The organism is Vulcanisaeta sp. JCM 16161 (genome assembly GCF_001316285.1).
This window is the reverse complement of record NZ_BBDO01000001.1, coordinates 344,208-359,819: the sequence shown is the minus strand read 5'-3', so window position 1 is coordinate 359,819 and position 15,612 is coordinate 344,208. Positions and strand designations below refer to the sequence as shown.

General features: G+C 46.7%; 17 protein-coding genes and 7 pseudogenes. 9 read left to right on the top strand and 15 right to left on the bottom strand.

Going from position 1 to position 15,612, the window contains the following annotated elements:
• The 4 genes and pseudogenes from JCM16161_RS02150 to JCM16161_RS14140 all read right to left on the bottom strand — a co-directional run bounded on the left by JCM16161_RS02150 (position 1) and on the right by JCM16161_RS14140 (position 3,067).
• Positions 1–1,461, bottom strand: coding sequence for a urocanate hydratase (locus JCM16161_RS02150; RefSeq protein WP_243668704.1), 1,461 nt, complete (start codon positions 1,459–1,461; stop codon positions 1–3).
• A pseudogene (locus JCM16161_RS14150) lies at positions 1,459–1,712 on the bottom strand (urocanate hydratase); the annotation flags it as partial. The pseudogene JCM16161_RS14150 and the gene JCM16161_RS02150, both read right to left, overlap by 3 nt.
• 430 nt (positions 1,713–2,142) lie before the next feature.
• Complete coding sequence (locus JCM16161_RS14145) at positions 2,143–2,466, bottom strand: hypothetical protein (protein ID WP_243668602.1); 324 nt, start codon at positions 2,464–2,466, stop codon at positions 2,143–2,145.
• Positions 2,467–2,572: 106 nt separating this feature from the next.
• Positions 2,573–3,067: a hypothetical protein gene (locus JCM16161_RS14140; protein ID WP_243668599.1), complete on the bottom strand. Its 495-nt coding sequence runs from the start codon at positions 3,065–3,067 to the stop codon at positions 2,573–2,575.
• A gap of 66 nt (positions 3,068–3,133) precedes the next feature.
• Here JCM16161_RS14140 and JCM16161_RS14135 point away from each other — a divergent pair, with 66 nt between their 5' ends.
• Positions 3,134–3,307, top strand: a complete 174-nt coding sequence (locus tag JCM16161_RS14135; protein ID WP_243668597.1) for a hypothetical protein — start codon at positions 3,134–3,136, stop codon at positions 3,305–3,307.
• On the top strand, positions 3,243–3,668 hold the full coding sequence (locus JCM16161_RS02140) for a hypothetical protein (RefSeq protein WP_243668595.1): 426 nt from the start codon (positions 3,243–3,245) through the stop codon (positions 3,666–3,668). The genes JCM16161_RS14135 and JCM16161_RS02140 overlap by 65 nt, the downstream gene beginning before the upstream one ends.
• Before the next feature lie 4 nt (positions 3,669–3,672).
• Here the strand turns inward: JCM16161_RS02140 and JCM16161_RS14130 are convergent, their stop codons facing one another.
• The 6 genes from JCM16161_RS14130 to JCM16161_RS14110 all read right to left on the bottom strand — a co-directional run bounded on the left by JCM16161_RS14130 (position 3,673) and on the right by JCM16161_RS14110 (position 6,234).
• Entirely contained in the window at positions 3,673–3,816 is a 144-nt protein-coding gene (locus tag JCM16161_RS14130; protein ID WP_243668593.1) for a hypothetical protein, read from the bottom strand.
• A gap of 52 nt (positions 3,817–3,868) precedes the next feature.
• Entirely contained in the window at positions 3,869–4,633 is a 765-nt protein-coding gene (locus JCM16161_RS02135; protein WP_243668702.1) for a radical SAM protein, read from the bottom strand.
• A gap of 122 nt (positions 4,634–4,755) precedes the next feature.
• Positions 4,756–5,070: a hypothetical protein gene (locus JCM16161_RS14125; RefSeq protein ID WP_243668590.1), complete on the bottom strand. Its 315-nt coding sequence runs from the start codon at positions 5,068–5,070 to the stop codon at positions 4,756–4,758.
• A complete protein-coding gene (locus JCM16161_RS14120) occupies positions 5,034–5,303 on the bottom strand; it encodes a hypothetical protein (protein ID WP_243668589.1) in 270 nt (89 codons plus the stop codon). The genes JCM16161_RS14125 and JCM16161_RS14120 overlap by 37 nt, the downstream gene beginning before the upstream one ends.
• Positions 5,252–5,683 (bottom strand): YeiH family protein, encoded by a 432-nt coding sequence (locus JCM16161_RS14115; protein ID WP_243668587.1) that lies wholly within the window; start codon positions 5,681–5,683, stop codon positions 5,252–5,254. The genes JCM16161_RS14120 and JCM16161_RS14115 overlap by 52 nt, the downstream gene beginning before the upstream one ends.
• The gene (locus JCM16161_RS14110) at positions 5,611–6,234 is read right to left on the bottom strand and encodes a hypothetical protein (protein WP_243668586.1); all 624 of its coding nucleotides are present in this window, start codon (positions 6,232–6,234) and stop codon (positions 5,611–5,613) included. Before JCM16161_RS14110 ends, JCM16161_RS14115 begins: the two co-directional genes overlap by 73 nt.
• Before the next feature lie 242 nt (positions 6,235–6,476).
• Here JCM16161_RS14110 and JCM16161_RS02125 point away from each other — a divergent pair, with 242 nt between their 5' ends.
• The 4 genes and pseudogenes from JCM16161_RS02125 to JCM16161_RS14105 all read left to right on the top strand — a co-directional run bounded on the left by JCM16161_RS02125 (position 6,477) and on the right by JCM16161_RS14105 (position 8,044).
• Positions 6,477–6,716 carry an AbrB/MazE/SpoVT family DNA-binding domain-containing protein gene (locus JCM16161_RS02125; protein WP_054854831.1) on the top strand — a complete coding sequence of 80 codons (240 nt, stop codon included), beginning with the start codon at positions 6,477–6,479 and terminating at the stop codon, positions 6,714–6,716.
• Positions 6,697–7,110 carry a type II toxin-antitoxin system VapC family toxin gene (locus JCM16161_RS02120; RefSeq protein WP_054854830.1) on the top strand — a complete coding sequence of 138 codons (414 nt, stop codon included), beginning with the start codon at positions 6,697–6,699 and terminating at the stop codon, positions 7,108–7,110. Before JCM16161_RS02125 ends, JCM16161_RS02120 begins: the two co-directional genes overlap by 20 nt.
• A 60-nt stretch (positions 7,111–7,170) precedes the next feature.
• Positions 7,171–7,919, top strand: a pseudogene (locus JCM16161_RS02115) (arginase family protein).
• 20 nt (positions 7,920–7,939) lie between these two features.
• Positions 7,940–8,044, top strand: a complete 105-nt coding sequence (locus JCM16161_RS14105) for a hypothetical protein (RefSeq protein WP_243666032.1) — start codon at positions 7,940–7,942, stop codon at positions 8,042–8,044.
• 71 nt (positions 8,045–8,115) lie between these two features.
• Here JCM16161_RS14105 and JCM16161_RS02110 read toward each other — a convergent pair.
• A pseudogene (locus JCM16161_RS02110) lies at positions 8,116–8,744 on the bottom strand (superoxide dismutase).
• A gap of 72 nt (positions 8,745–8,816) precedes the next feature.
• Here JCM16161_RS02110 and JCM16161_RS02105 point away from each other — a divergent pair.
• Positions 8,817–9,812 carry a sodium:proton exchanger gene (locus JCM16161_RS02105; protein WP_054854883.1) on the top strand — a complete coding sequence of 332 codons (996 nt, stop codon included), beginning with the start codon at positions 8,817–8,819 and terminating at the stop codon, positions 9,810–9,812.
• Here JCM16161_RS02105 and JCM16161_RS02100 read toward each other — a convergent pair.
• On the bottom strand, positions 9,809–10,234 hold the full coding sequence (locus tag JCM16161_RS02100; RefSeq protein WP_054854882.1) for a phage replisome organizer N-terminal domain-containing protein: 426 nt from the start codon (positions 10,232–10,234) through the stop codon (positions 9,809–9,811). The genes JCM16161_RS02105 and JCM16161_RS02100 overlap by 4 nt on opposite strands.
• 52 nt (positions 10,235–10,286) lie before the next feature.
• Between JCM16161_RS02100 and JCM16161_RS02095 the strand changes: the two are divergent.
• Positions 10,287–11,258: pseudogene (locus JCM16161_RS02095) on the top strand (dihydropteroate synthase).
• A gap of 24 nt (positions 11,259–11,282) precedes the next feature.
• Positions 11,283–11,984, top strand: a complete 702-nt coding sequence (gene rpiA, locus JCM16161_RS02090) for a ribose-5-phosphate isomerase RpiA (RefSeq protein ID WP_054854829.1) — start codon at positions 11,283–11,285, stop codon at positions 11,982–11,984.
• On the opposite strand, the pseudogene JCM16161_RS02085 reads toward rpiA, so the two are convergent.
• From JCM16161_RS02085 to JCM16161_RS02075, 3 pseudogenes are all read right to left on the bottom strand, one after another.
• Positions 11,971–13,466 (bottom strand): annotated as a pseudogene (locus JCM16161_RS02085) (aromatic amino acid ammonia-lyase). The gene rpiA and the pseudogene JCM16161_RS02085 sit on opposite strands and share 14 nt — an antisense overlap.
• Positions 13,467–13,604: 138 nt before the next feature.
• Positions 13,605–14,524 (bottom strand): annotated as a pseudogene (locus JCM16161_RS02080) (pyridoxal phosphate-dependent aminotransferase).
• Positions 14,525–14,771: 247 nt separating this feature from the next.
• Positions 14,772–15,608: pseudogene (locus JCM16161_RS02075) on the bottom strand (pyridoxal-phosphate dependent enzyme); the annotation flags it as partial.
• Positions 15,609–15,612: the final 4 nt, after the last annotated feature.

Below are 15,612 nucleotides of genomic sequence, written 5' to 3'. Positions count from 1 at the left end.
TTACGTATTAAATGGTGTTTTATAATTTTGCTTCCTCGCCTCATACTCCTCAAGGTCCTTCTTAACCCTCTCATATGTGAACTTGCTAATCCTACCCTCCCTATATGCCTCCTCAATCACGCGCTTACTCTTCTCCTCAAGCTTATCAATGATTGGTATCCTAACACCCTTCTCCCTAGCAACCATTAGGGACTTCGGGTAGCCTGCGTGGGCATGCCTAACAATGCCAGAGCCAGGATCGACAGTGAAGACCCTGAGAGCCTTCTCCTCAGCAAGCTCGGTACCATCAACAACCATGCCAAAACCAGCATGGATGGCGTAGCCAATACCGACACCACCGCCGTGATGGAAGCAGGTCCAGGTGGCGCCGGCTGCCGTGTTAAGTGCGTAGTTAAGTACTGGCCAATCACCAATAGCATCAGAACCATCTAGCATACCCTCAGTTTCCCTAAATGGTGAGGCCACGGAGCCGCTATCCAGGTGATCCCTGCCAAACCATATTGGCCCGCTCAGCTCGCCCTTCCTAACCATCTCGCTAACGATCTTGCCGAACAATGCCCTCTCTCCATAGCCCAGGTAAACGACTCTGGCCGGTAGTCCCTGGAACTTCACGTACTGGTGGGCATTCTTAATCCACCTTACCAGCCTTGGATTCTTCTTCTCGAAGAGCGTTATTAATACGTCGTCCAGTTTATATATGTCGTTTGGATCACCGACCAGGCTCGTCCACCTGAATGGCCCACGACCCTCCTCAAACAACGGTCTCATGTACTCCATCTGCCCTGGTATCTTGAATGCATCCTCAACGCCTGCATCGTATGCCTGCTTCCTGAGGTTGTTGCCGTACTCGAAGGTTACGGCGCCCCTAGCCTGTAACTGGAGCATTAACTGCACGTGCTTCTTCATAGTCTCCTTAGCCAATAGTATGTACTTCTCAGGATCACTCTTCCTTAATTGTTCTGCCTGTTCCACGGTAAATCCCTGGGGTACATAGGACAATGGATCGTGAGCGGGCGTCTGGTCTGTGAGTATGTCGGGGACTATGTTCTCCTTAACCAACTTCTCGAGGAGATCCACGGCATTAGCGAGAACACCAATACTTGTTGCCTGCCTCCTCTCCTTGGCGTCGAGTGCCATGTCTATGGCCTTGTCCAGGTTGTCCGTCCACGTGTCGAGGTAGCCGGTGTCTATCATCTTCTGTATCATCCTCCTATCAACATCCGCTATCAAAGCCACACCACCGAGCATCTTAATGGCCAGTGGCTGTGCACCACCCATGTTGCCAAGCCCGGCACTAACCACTAACCTACCCTCGAGTGAGCCGCCGAAGTGCCTATCTGCGGCTGCTCCAATTGTTTCGTAGGTACCCTGGAGAATACCCTGGGTACCAATGTACGCCCAGCAGCCAGCCGTCATCTGGTGAAAGCTTATCAACCCCTTAGCCTCAAGCTCCCAGAATATCTTCCAATCAGCCCACTTGGGGACGAGCATCGCATTGCTCATTAGGACCTCGGTGCGTGCTTACCAAGTCTCCAAATGGCCACGGGCTGCCCACTCTGTATCACCAGCGTGTCCTCACTATCCATCGTGAGTAGGGAATCCACAATAGCCTCGAAGTCATCCCATGAGCGGGCAGCCTTACCCGTACCACCATAAACAATTAGGTTCTTCGGGTCCTTAGCAACCGCGGGATCAAGCACGTGAAAGAGCATCCGCAGCGGACCCTCAAGCTGCCAGTCACGACTATGCACGTGAAGTTCCGTGCCGGTGATTACGCGGACTGTCCTAGTCTCAGGGTCATAGTAACCAGCCGAGATTAACTCCTCAATAGGCCTACCCCTGTACTTCTGAGGAACGGACATACTAAAATTAGTAGGAACGTGTTGTTGTATTTTTGTTTTTCCTATAATGGAAATGGATCAGTAATACGCACCCAGCAACCACTCATTACCTATATAAACCTCTTTAATACCCGCCTTCTTAACGATTTTTATTGCCTCATCCATGTGCCGTGGACTCGTTGGTGGCAAGTCCCTCATTAGGTGATCTGGGTGAAATGCTAATAATATATGGGTATATTAACATCATACTTACTGGAGAGTGACGAAACATGATTAGCTATACCCCTCACCTCCTCAGCATCTACATACCCTGGACCAGTAATATACTTATAACGAGCAGTGGTGGGTCAGGTCTTTCACGGGCCATCTTCGCCACTAAATCGGTATTTTTCATAAGTCTCTTAGTCGCCCTTTCACCATTAACTCCTGTTAACGCTTCATAGAAGCTTGGATTCCACGCCTTCCAATCAATCTTAACAATACCGCCAGAGACAAGGCTTAGTCTAGCCATCTCCCTCATGACGAGTGGATTCACGAGACCGTTCGTCTCCCAACAGATCCTCTTCGGCCATAGTCCTTGTTTTATGGCTTCGTCGAGTATTCTCCTTGAAGCTAATACCAGCAATGGTGATTGTGGTGTCAGGTCACCTCCAAAATAACATACACAGGTAACCCTTGGGTTTAGGCTTCCTTAACTAACTCGTTAATGTTAACTGGCCTTAATAAGCCCTTTACTTTCCCATGTGATATCCAAATCTTATGTTCATAATTCTAACAGAATACGCAGTCAAGTTCACAGCCCCCATAAATACCGCTAGATTGAAATAGCCATATTCACCGTCTTTCGACAACGAGTACTTAGGGTAACCCCTACCTATGGCCGGACAGACAGGTGTTGCGACGCAGTTAGTGGGTAATGGGTCTAGGTATGTCATTAAGACAAGCCTTCCCATACCACCCAACGGCCTTAGCGCATCATTATTAATCCATATACCACAGAAGCCCCTCGAACCCTTAGGTATGCGGCACTCATTAACGCATAGGCGGCAACTAATTAAGCCATTCCCTGGAGGCTCAGGCTCTAAACCTAGCCTTATTCTCCATAATTGCCTATTACTCCTAACCATACTAAGGGCCTCATCACGCCTACTTCTGATGCAATCAACGCAAACACCCAATGCCTCCGAAACGAGCCAATCCCTACCGCAGACCCTGCATTTACCCATTAAACTCCTTTAATATTACTTTATAATGTAAATAAGTTTTTATAAACTCGAATTAAATAACTACCTGTGGGTAGGATTGGTAGGCTGTATAGGATTGATGGGAGTGTGGAGGTTAGGGGTAGGATTGGTAGGCTTTACCCCGCCTATAAGCATCCATGGGTGATCGAACTTGGCAGTGAGGATTCGAGTAAGGCTAAGAACAAGGGAGGGGAGGGAGGAGGTTACGATAGCCCTGGTTAATAGTGGTTTTGAAAGTGATACACCGCAGATATTATTGCCAATGAATTTAGCCAGGCGCCTTGAGTTGTGGGATAAGGTCCTAGTTGAGGGTAGAATTCAATTATTCGGTACTGTGGCCGGCCCAACGAGGCTGTATATACTGCCTTCATCGATTTACGTATCAATACTTGAGGATGACTATGAAACGCCACCCGTACTCTCTGATGCTGTTATTTCCGACGTTGAGCGTGAGGTTTTAATAAGCGATTACCTTACCGGTTCCCTGGGCATCATAGTTGAGGATTTTAGAAATGGTATTTGGAGGATTAGTGGTGATCCCAACGGTAAGGCCAGGAGGAGTTATAAACCGCAGTATTGGTAATGCGTTAAATACCGTATAGCCTATAACACGTAATGCACTGACTAGGTGGCATAAAGTTAATGCTATACTCCTCGTTATATCCTTGAGACCTCCTTTTTATGAATTTAAGCCTAAATTCCTTATAATCCTCGTTACTCCATATACTCATGATATCACTACTTCCTATATTTCCAAAGACCGTTTTCCTCACCTTGAAGCATCTACATGAAGCATCGCGGTATATCACTGCCCCTAACTGGTAGGTTTAGGAATACGCATGGAGAGACGTCGCCATTTACGTTTATGAATACGCTCTCAGTGGGTCTCTCTGGGCATTCGGTAAGTTCCCAGCAACTTAATGAGTAGGCGAATGCCTTAACGCCTAATTCCTTGGCTTTCCCTAGTGCGATATTTATTATGCGTTTAAAGACCTTAGGTTCTTGTTCCATGGGATCCGTAAAGGCTTTCCAAATGAGCATACCCCTGCTCAATATGTACGATAAGTTATCAATAACCACCTCCTCAATTCCCAGTTTATGGCATAACTCGACGAAGTCAGGCAATTCATGAATATTCATTGATAATGCGATGTAACTCGTAATTACCCTGGTATTACTCCTTAATCTCTCCTTAACCTTAATGAGCTCCCTTACATTCTTAATTAAAGTATTGAAGTCGCAGCCAATCCTTATGGCATTGTGCGTTGATGGGTTAGCCCCCGCGAAGGTTATCGCTATAACATTAATCCCTGAAGAAACTAGCCTATTCACATAGTGCTCGTTCAATAATAATCCATTCGTTGTGAGGCCGAAATCTACCCTGCCCTGAACCTCGTTGATAATATCCATAAGGTTTGGGTGTAAGAGTGGTTCACCCCACCCCTGCAGATGCACATAACCTACTGACTTTATACCTAGCAACTCCCTTATTATCTGACGATATAGCCTCAAATCCATAAATTTGGAAATCCACTCACTCCTTAATATCGTCCTTGGACAGTAAATGCATGATGCATTACATGATGTGGATATCTCGACTTGCGCTATTCGTGGAGTAGAATTGAAATTATCATTAATTTTAATTTTAAGGTTTGTTATTACTCATCACCTCATCCAGGTGGTGGTAAGCCTGTGAAGAATGCTATTGATAAACCCAGGGCTATCAGTATTATGATTATTAATGAAACTACGTACGCGGCAACCATGCGTCCAGCCCTTATCTCGGCAAGGGTCTTAAACCTGGTCGTTAACCCTATCGACATGAAGGTTAGGGCGAAGAAGAAGTACCTAAATAATTCGGTCTGTGGCGTTATGCCGCCTATCATGAACTTCGACGCCACGGCTGCGCCTACGGCAAAACCTACGCCCCACAGTATTAACCATGTGGCTAAGTAGCCAAGTACAAACTTTGGGAACCTAACCAAATCTGTATTACGGGAATCCTCTCTCCAAGCCTTCTCTCGACCCTGGTCACCCATATTACGGCTAGTATGAATGCCCATAGCCCGATCCATATGTCAATGAATACTTTGTTCATAACCGCCATCGTCAATACCCAAGTCTTATAAACGGCGAGACCTGGTTGGGCACTGATTAGGGCGTCAGTCAAGGCGCCGCTTGCCGCGGCCGCGCCATTGGTCTTAACGGATAAGCCCATCCAGCGCCGGCGGCATACGGCGCCCACTTAAGGAATGTCGCGGCTATGAAGGGTAGTATTACCAGCTCTACGGCCGCGAACAGCACTATTATTGATGCTACGGTGGCCGGTACTATAGATGGAGCTCCTATTGCGGCGGCTGTGGCTATGGCCGCAGACACGCCGCATATGCTGACGCCTGACGCAAGTGTTGCTGACCATTTGATGTCGAGTTTAAATACCCTGTAAGATATTAGATAGGAGATTGGCCAGTAGATTAGGTAGGCGGCTACTATTGCTATTAATGACCTCTCAACGAGGCCTACGGCTAGTGATATGTACTTAAGGGATGAGGCGCGACTAGGGCTCCGAGGAGGACTATGGCAGTTTTTATGTACCACTCAGTCCTGGCCCCGGTCTCTAGGACCGCCGGTAACTTCCTGTAAAATACTACGTTAGATATGAATAGGCCCACGAGTAGTAGGTATATTAATATGCCGTCTGCTCCAACGGGTATTGACCAGGTAATGTGTAGCTTGGCGTATTGATCAGGTGTGGCGTTGAAGTATGCGTAGCCAAAGAGCCACCAGAAGCCGAAGGTCAATATAAACATTATCGTGAAGCCGGCCATAAACCTCCTAACACTGTGGCCCATTAACCGTGCCGCTAATGTTAAAATCGCCAATAGGAATAAATAGAGAAAGAGAACGCTAAGTAATGGGTTTAGGCCCAGGTATGCCTTGGTCATTGTTAATGCTTGCCCAACAATTATGATGCTCTTTGATGGGTTTAACCACGGTGCTGAGACCCTGGGTACCCAACCGAGGAGGTAGATACCATAATAACCGGGTAGTGATAGGAAGAATATAAGGAGACCTATCCAAAGCGCCCACCAATCCTCCCTCTTCCATAGTGATGACCAGTCAATTTTTGCTGTTGTTTGGGTCGCCATATTTATCGAGATATCTTCGTGAATGTCAAAAATAAGACTTGCTGCATTTGCCTGGGTGTTTCGATGTGAAGTAATATTTAAAAATTTTTAATTAGAGTATTAAAAAGTATCGCTATAAATTCTCAATATTATAATAATAAGTATAGATTAATTCTAAATAAATTAAGTATATTCAGAAATATTCTTTAGGGTTATTTTAACCTAGTAGAAATATTTTTATAGAAGTAATATTTTAGTTTATTGTGAAAATCCTGGTTAAGGTTACTAGGAATTACCAGGTTACGATACCGGCGAGCGTTAGGGAGAGGCTCGGGATCAGGGTTGGGGATTTGCTGAGTGTTGAGGTTGATGGCGATCGCATTGTCCTTAGGAAGGTTGTTCAGGAATTGCCAATGATTAAGTTAGGTAGGGAGTTAACAGTTGATGATATTGATAGGCTTATTGAGGAGGGTTTGATGAGGAATGCCAGAGGCGGTGATTGATACTAATGCGTTAATATTTTATATTGTTGAGGATTCCAGGGAACACGCTAGGGCTGTTAGGGCTTTGAATGATTTAGATAGGTGGTTTTTGCCTCATGTTGTTATTTATGAGCTAGCTTGGTTCTTTAGGTCTATTAATTTGCCGAGGGATCGTGCCGTAGATATCCTAAGTGACTTAATAAATTATAGGAAGGTGATTCTGGTGTGTGATGATGACGTTATTAAATGGGTGCTACGTATAATGCGGAATGCTGGTTGGGGCCTTGGTAGTTTTAATGACCTAGTGATATTAGGAACCGCGTATGAGTTGGGCAAGCCACTGCTCACGTTTGATGAGGAACTCAGGAAAAGGGCTAGGAGGTTGGTGTTAGGGTTCTCGAGGTTTAATTCCTGATGTAGTGCTTTTTAATTGCGTCGTGATCACCGCCTTTGTATGCGGTTTGTTAGGGAGTCCATGTATAAGTTCATTAAGGATCCTGGTGATATCAGGATTGGCGAGGTTGTTAGGAGAGGTTGGGTCGGTGGTGATGTTGGTATTCTCGGTGTTCCCTGGGATGGGGCTGTTGGTACAAGGCCCGGCTCTAGGCTTGCCCCCTCCAGGATTAGGTCCTGGCTATACTCCTCACCATACGTCTTCAGTAATGTTTCTATTGTTGATCTTGGTGATGTTGATGTGGTTGTTGGTGATCATAATGAGACCTGGCGTAGGGTTGAGGAGACGGTTAGCGAGGCCCTAGGCCTCGTTAGGGAGTTAATCGTGATTGGTGGTGATAGTACGACGTCCTACGCGGCCTTTAGGGGCTTGAGGAAGGCTGTTAGCGGTGGCTTAGCCTATGTCCTGCTTGATGCTCACCCCGATGTTAGGTTGTTACTGAGGGCTTGACGAGCGGACAGGTTATTAGGTGGATTAGGGGTGTTGACCCTGACGCTTACATAGCCATAATAGGTGTTAGGCCCCACTCAAACGCGCCCTACCTGTTTAATGAGGCTAAGAAATTGGGTGTTAATGTGTATACCATTGACCAGGTTGATTCCATGGGCATTGATGCCGTGGTTAACGAGGTCATGAATAACGTTGTTAATAGGATGGTTCACCTAAGCATCAATCTCGACGTTGTTGACCCAGCCTTCGCACCAGGCGTTAATAGCCCATCACCTGGAGGCTTCACATCAAGAGAAGCAATAAGCTCATCCGTGAGCTAAGCACTAGATTAACGCCTAGGATTTTCGACGTCGTCGAGGTCACGCCACCATTTGACATCAATGATGTAACGAGCATGCTCGCATCAGCAATAATAATTAATGCAGTGTGGGTTCATAAGGCATGATTTTATGGTAATTAGGGAAATAGATGATAAAATAAGGTTCATTTTGATGATCCTTACTCTTCTGTTGTGTATTACTTCATGTACTTCCTAAGTCTATTTTCGGCCTCCTCCCAATTCAGCACATTCCAAATGGCATCTATGTAGCCATTCCTGTTATTCTTATATTGGAGGTAGTAGGCATGTTCGAATTCATCGACTATTAGGAGGACTGGTAACTCGGCGATGTGTTGGTTGTAGTGGTTTTCGAAGGTTGTGAATTCTAGGTTTCCGGTTTCTGGGTCGTAATATAGCACGGTCCATCCACAGCCCGGCAGTGACCTCATGACCTCTGTGAAGAGCGCCTTGAACTTTTCGAAGCTTCCGAATTGCTTATTTATTAGGTCGCCAAGGTAACCGCCTGGTGTTCCTCCTCCCTTGCCTGGTGGTGCCATTGAGTACCAGTATAGTGTGTGGAGTTTGTGGCCGTTGACGTTGAAGAATAGGTTCCTTAGTAGTCCCTGTATGTCATAGCTCGTTACCTCACCTTTGATTATCTTCTCGAGTCTCTCTATGGTCGCGTTGGCCCCATTTACGTAGCCTTATGATGCCCATTATAGTGTACATCAATTACCTGGCCGCTTATGTGCGGCTCAAGGGCATTTATTGAATATGGTAGTGGCGGTAGTTCATACCTTTTGAAGAGTGTTGCTGGGAGACTCATCAAGCCCTTACGCGGGTTGGACTTATTAAATATTGACCTTTTAGTATTTTGACTGGGGTTGATAAAGTGCCAATGATTATTCTAAGTATGATTATTGGATTCTTCCTAGTGCTTATTGGTGGTTGGTTCTTTACCAATGTAATGGAATACATAAGTTATAAATACAGGATTGGCGCCTCATTCGTTGGCGCCGTATTATCGCCAATCCTCACATCACTTCCTGAGTTGGTGGTGTTCCTGGTGGCCCTCCTAATTTACGGCGGTGCGCCTGGTGAGGATGTTGCCGTGGGCACTGTGATTGGCGAACCCTTTGTGGTATCCACAATCATATACCCGATAATCTTTATCGTTGCTGCTCTTGGGTTCTACTTACGGTACAGGAGTGACGTGGTTCTTGAGGTTGACAAGGTATTGATGATACCGTTTATTGTGGTTACGGCATTATTCCCCACGGTTCTTCTACCCGCCCTCATTAATTCATTCCCGATTAGGGCCTTAATAGCCGCCCTCCTACTAATTACCTATTTATTATATATTTATGTGATGAGGGTTAGGCAGGGGTTGGCGATTGAGGATTATGAGGGGCTTTACGCACTTAAGGTCGTTAAGGCGTCGGGGTTTGGGGAATGGTTATTACTTACGGTTCAGCTGGTCCTTTCCGTAGCCCTGCTATTCTTGGGTTCTAGGGCTATGGTTGAGGGGATAATTGACTTATCAGGAAGTCTCATGCTTAATGTAATGGGTTTATCAATAGTGATTGTGCCTACGGCCACGGTGCTACCCGAGTCAATAACCGCGATTATATGGACCTTGAGGGAACGTGACACGATGGCCGTCGCCTCACTAATTGGTGAAAAGGTGCTTTATTCAACGGTGTATCCAGCCATAGCCTTAATCGTCACCAGGTGGTCCTTAAGTATTGAGGCATTGGTCAGTGTTATGGTGGTTGAGGCAGTATCCTCCGTAATGCTCTATCACGTGGTTAAGGGGAGGCTTACCTGGGATGTTGCGGTGATAGGGCTTATGGGCTATGTGGTCTACATCCTCACATTAATACACTGCGTTTAATGCCCGTGAATTATCACGGGCCCCATCAGTAATACGTCTAGGCCAGCAAGTATTAATAACTCAAGCGGTATTAGGTTTAGGATAAGCATCAGCGGTATCAACGACATGTATTGATTAAGTAATTCCTCAAGTTCCTCATTACTTATTGAATTCATCTTACTAATTATTCTTTCCGAAATACTCCTCAACCTCTCATACGCCCTTTGAGCCTCCTCAAGCCCTGTCGGGGTCAGGTCAAACGCCTCCTTCTTAAATATTAAGCCCCTCTTAACCCTAGTTACCAACTTATCGTGTTCTAGGTACTGAAGCTCCTCAGCGATCTCCTTAACATCCCTCCTTAAGTAATAGGCTATTTCCTCCGCAGTTAATGGGCCCTTCTCCCTAATCAAAATGAGTATTTGATCACCCAGCGATATATCCATTGCATTAACCTTAAATATAGCGTAATAAGCCTTGCTCACAAAGGGGTTGTTCATGCCGAGGGCTAGGCTTGGCCGTGTTTGGGTTGGGGATGGCGAGCCCGTTAGGTTGGTTGGCGTCATTAATGTTAGCCCTGAGTCCTTCTTTAAGGGCTCGGTTAGGAGGACCACTGATGAGGTTATTAAGGCTGCCGAGTTAATGGTTTCTAATGGTGTTGATATTATTGATATTGGCGGTATGTCCACAGCGCCTTACAACAAGACCGTGATAAGTACCGATGAGGAGATAAGAAGGGTTGTGCCAGCGATTAAAGCATTAAAGGGTGTTTTCCCCGACCTGGTGGTATCGATAGACACCATCAGGCCTAGGGTTGCTGAGGAGGCATTGCGTGCCGGCGCTGATGTCGTTAATGACGTAACTGGGTTAAAGGGTGACGCTGGCATGGCTCGCGTGGTGCTGATTATGGGGCATCCGTAATCGTTATGGCTAGGGAGAGGACACCTAGCCAGGGCGGTGACCCAGTTAGTAAAACTATAAGAGCCTTAAGGGAGAGTATTGAAATTGCGTTGAATAGTGGTGTTGATGAGGGTAATATCGTTGTTGATCCAGGCATTGGCGCGTGGCCTCCATTAAGCATGGACAATACTCACGGGTGGTGAGCCATTGAGGGGTGATTACATACGTGGCGATAGTGCTTATCCGTGGTATTCCTGGGACTCAATAATCATAATGAGTATTGGAAGGATAAGGAGTGAATTAAATAGGCCGGTTCTCGTTGGTATTTCTAGGAAGTCATTCCTTGAGAGGTTAATGCGTAGGAAGGCGCCGCCTGAGGATAGGCTGTTTGCCTCAGTGTCTGCTGAGGCAATAGCCGTGGTCATGGGCGCGGATGCGGTTAGGACGCATAATGTTGGTGAGAGTAGGGATGCTGTTAGGGTCGCCGAAGTCCTTAGGCTATGCCTTAATAAGGACCCGATTAAGTGCAACGAGGAGTTGGTTAGGCTTGTCAATACGGGTAATCGTTAAATTTATCGGTTAATTAAGGATGACGTGAGTAGCATAGACATTGCGAGGGAGTCCGTGGCTAGGGAGGCCCTTAGGTACGTTAGGGATGGTTATGTTGTTGGTGTTGGTACTGGGTCTACGGCAATGGTCTTTCTAAGGGAACTTCATAGATCGATTATTAACGGCGCCATAAGTAATGTACTCTTAGTGCCGACATCCACGGAAACGGAGATCGAGATCGTGAGACTGGGTCTTGCCGATCTATTGCGTTATCCCTGGCAAGTTGATCACATCGATATCGCCATCGACGGCGCTGACGAGGTTGACAGGAAAAAGAACCTCATTAAGGGTGGTGGCGCTGCCTTGACCAGGGAGAAGGTAATTGATTATTGGGCTAGGGAGTTCGTGGTAATCGTTGATGAGTCTAAGGTGTTTGACTCAATACCGAGCAAGCACCCAATACCGATTGAGGTTATTCCCTTTGCCTGGTCCATAATCAAGGCAAGACTTAAGGAGCTTGGTGGCACGGCCGAGCTCAGGTTTGGTGGTGGTAAGAGGGGCCCTATAGTTACTGACAATGGTAATTACATAATTGATTACATGCCAGGGACTGTAACGAATATCGAGGATTTAGAGAGGGTGATTAAGGAGATGCCGGGTGTCGTTGAGGTTGGGGTGTTTAGTGGTAGGAGGGTTTCCAGGGTGATAATTGGTAGGGCTGATGGGTCCGTAATTACCATGGATTAATCCTTAAGTCAGCAAGGCTTGAAAGCTCATCAATTGCATCCACCAACCTCGTTATTGCCTCATTGTGTGATTGCGCATCCGCCACATACTTACTAACAACGTAATATACGCGGGTAGTCACTTTACCGCAGTTCTTGCATGCATTATTGGAGTTAGCCACTACGTAGGCGTCGTAGGCGAGTATAGCTATTAACTGCGCAATTAATGAATTTACCTCGTGAAGCTTTATCGCAGAGTTTGCGCTCATTGAGTTAACATCCTCCTGAAAACCACTGGTTGGTATGTTCTGCACCGTGGATGGCGTCGCCAACTCCCTAAGCCTCGCGGATAATGCGGCGGCCGTGTATTGAGTCAGCATTAAACCAACGCGCCAAGGACCACCGGCTAGGTAGTTACTAACGTTATTTATTTCCTTCCTGAGCAATTGAGCGATTTGCCTCTCAATTAAGTTACCAAGTACCGCCAATGACGTGTTGAGAAGGTCTGTCGAAAGGGCTATGTATTGTCCGTGGAAGTGGCAGGTCGAGTAAACGCCATTATTAATTATTACTGGGTTATCACTCACGGAATTGGCCTCGTTTAATACATTACGTAATGCCCAATTAAGCGCGTCAAGTACTGAGCCGAGTACCTGGGGTATGCACCTTATTGAGTATGGGTCCTGGGTTCTACCGCTGGTGTTCACGTTCCTACTATCAACTATTAATTCACTAATTACCCTTGCAACCTCAAGCTCACCCTTATGCAACTTAATGGAATTTGCCTCAGTACTCAATGGTGCCGTACCTGCCCGTGAAGCCTCAATCATAAGCGCCATGACCGCCACAGCAGCCCTCAATAACCGATAGGAATCCCAAATGCCCAGTGAGGCTATGGCTGTGCTATAACTGGTTCCGTTAATCAGTGATAATGCCTCCTTATAACTAAGCCTTAATTCATCGAGACCGGCCAACCTAAGGGCCTCAGCGCTCGGCATTACCCTGCCTGGTACTTAACAAATCCCTTACCCAATAGGGTTAATGCCATGTGAGCCAGCGGCGCCAGGTCCCCTGACGCACCCACTGAACCGTACCTCGGGATTAATGGTATTATTCTCATATTTAGGAAATCGATCAGTCTCTCCACGATGATACCCCTAATACCACTGTATCCCTGTGATAATTGATGCGCCCTAATGAGCATTGTTGCCCGAACCCAATCATCGGGTGCGTAATCGCCAACGCCGGTTGAGTGATCGATAAGCATTTCAAGTGAGTACTTAGCCACATCCTCGGGGTTAACGGTCACGTTGTATAAATCGCCAAGCCCGGTGTTGACACCGTATATCCTCACATTGCCATGAATAAGCTCCTCAAGGACTTTACGAGACCGCTCCATTGCATTTAAGGCATCATCGCTCAACTTAGTCTCCTCATAATTCCTTGAAACGTTAACGATATCTTCCAGGGTCAGGTGTGCGCTTACGCCGATTTTCACAACCATACGGTCCTAAGAATGCTATGTAAATTATTAATTTATTTTCCTCAATATAGTCATTTAGACGCCCCTAGAGCCTTAATATATAATCGGCCATTATCTTAATGCCAGTCTCGATATCCTTCTCATTCTCTCTCGCGAAGGTCATCCTAACATGCAGTTACCTGCCTCACCAAAGGCCGACCCAGGCACTACCGCAACATGTGTCTCCTTAACGAGTCTCATGGCAAATGCGTAATCATCAATGCTAAGTTTGTCTAGGTATGGTTTTAGGTTTGGGAACATGAATAGGCCGGCCCTTGGCTTTATGACCGTGGCCTCTGGTAGGTACTCCTTAATGGCTTTGTACATGGCCTCCATCCTCGACTTATAAATCGGCAAGGTCTCACCTATGTACTTCTCCTTATACTTCCTCAGGTATAGTAATCCAGCGTACTGGGCGGGTGTTGGTGGGTTTAGGTTCGTATACTGCTTAACCCTATTAAACACCTTCATGAAGTCGTCGTGGGCGATCACATAGCCAAGTCTCCACCCAGGCATTGCCGGATCCTTGGAGAATGTGTTCAGGGCGATGACGTTCTCAAGACCATACCTAACGGCGTATGTGTGGGAGCCTCGTAGTAAAGGTGTCTATAGGCCTCGTCATAGATTAGGAATGCGTCATAGTCATGGGCTAGATCAACCAATAACTTAATCATCGATTCACCGAGAACCCTGCCGGTTGGATTGTCTGGGTTAACGGCTATTATCGCCTTAACTCTTCTACTCATCACGGCCTTAACATCCTCCTCACCTGGCTCCCAACCAAGCTCCTCCCTAGCCCTAACCTTAATGACCCTACCGCCCAGGTAATTAATGACCGGTTCATACATTAGGTAGGTTGGGTCGAAGAGGATTACGTAATCGCCCTCGTCGATTATGGCCATGAAAGCCGCCAAAATTGCCTCAGCAGAGCCTGCGGTTACAGAAACATTATCAGCACCCACCTTAACCCCCGAGTATTTCGTGTAGTCTTCGGCTATCGCTTCTCTCAATTCCTCAATACCACTGCTTGGCGTGTACATGCTGTACTCAAAGGGTCTCTCGAGAAGCTCCTTCGTAAACTCAAGAAGCAACTCCCTACTAGGCGGAAGACCAGGCTGGCCTATGTGGAAGCCATAAACCTTAACGCCAGATTTCTCAAGCCTAACAACCTCCTCATTAACACCCCTAATGGCCGACCCAGGAAATGCGTTGCTCCTTGTCGAGACCCTCACGATACGTAGGGAATAGTACGTGTTTATAAAGGTTTCTCTTGCTAAATATATTTCATTATATTTTACTCATTATATCTATATACTTTAAGCCACTGCCCGTTAGAACTATCACGGTCTCCTCATCCTTATCAATATGATTATTGCTAAGCAATTTCATGTAACCAGAGAGAGCTATTGCACTGCTTGGTTCAATAATGAACCCCCTCCTTAGCAGTGACTTCCATGATTGCAGGAGCTCGTCGTCCGTTATTACCAGGGCATCGCCATTGCTTTCCCTAATTGCATTAACCATCTGCTCAATCCTAGGTGGATTATATACCCTGAGCGCATCCGCGAGCTTTGTTGGCTCCCTTATATAATTGCCGTGCATCCTTTCGTAGAGGCTGGCAAATCCCTGCGCCTGAACTGCGTAAAGCCGCGGTACCCTATTAATGAGGCCCAGGTTCAATAATTCATTGAAACCAATCCATAGACCAAGGAGTAACGTACCTGCCGATACTGGGAGAACCACGGCATCAGGAACATGCCCTAACTGATCAAGTAATTCATAGGCCAGAGTCTTTGTGCCCTGTAAAAACCAGGGATTCCATGCATGGCCAATGTAGGCCTCGCCAGGTCCCACGGATTCTATCGCCATCCTACTCGCCTCATCCCTGGACTGAACCTCAATCAACTCAGCCCCCAACGACCTTATGAGGTTCTTCTTACCCTCAGGCGCGTCCTTAGGTACGTAGATCCTAGCCTTAACCCCAGCAGCAGCTGCGTAGGCTGCTACGGATATTCCCGCATTACCGCTCGAGTCCTCAACCACGGCCTTGACGCCAAGCTCTAGAGCCCTCGACACGGCGACGGCCGAGCCCCTATCCTTAAATGAGCCCGTCGGATTCAAGTACTCA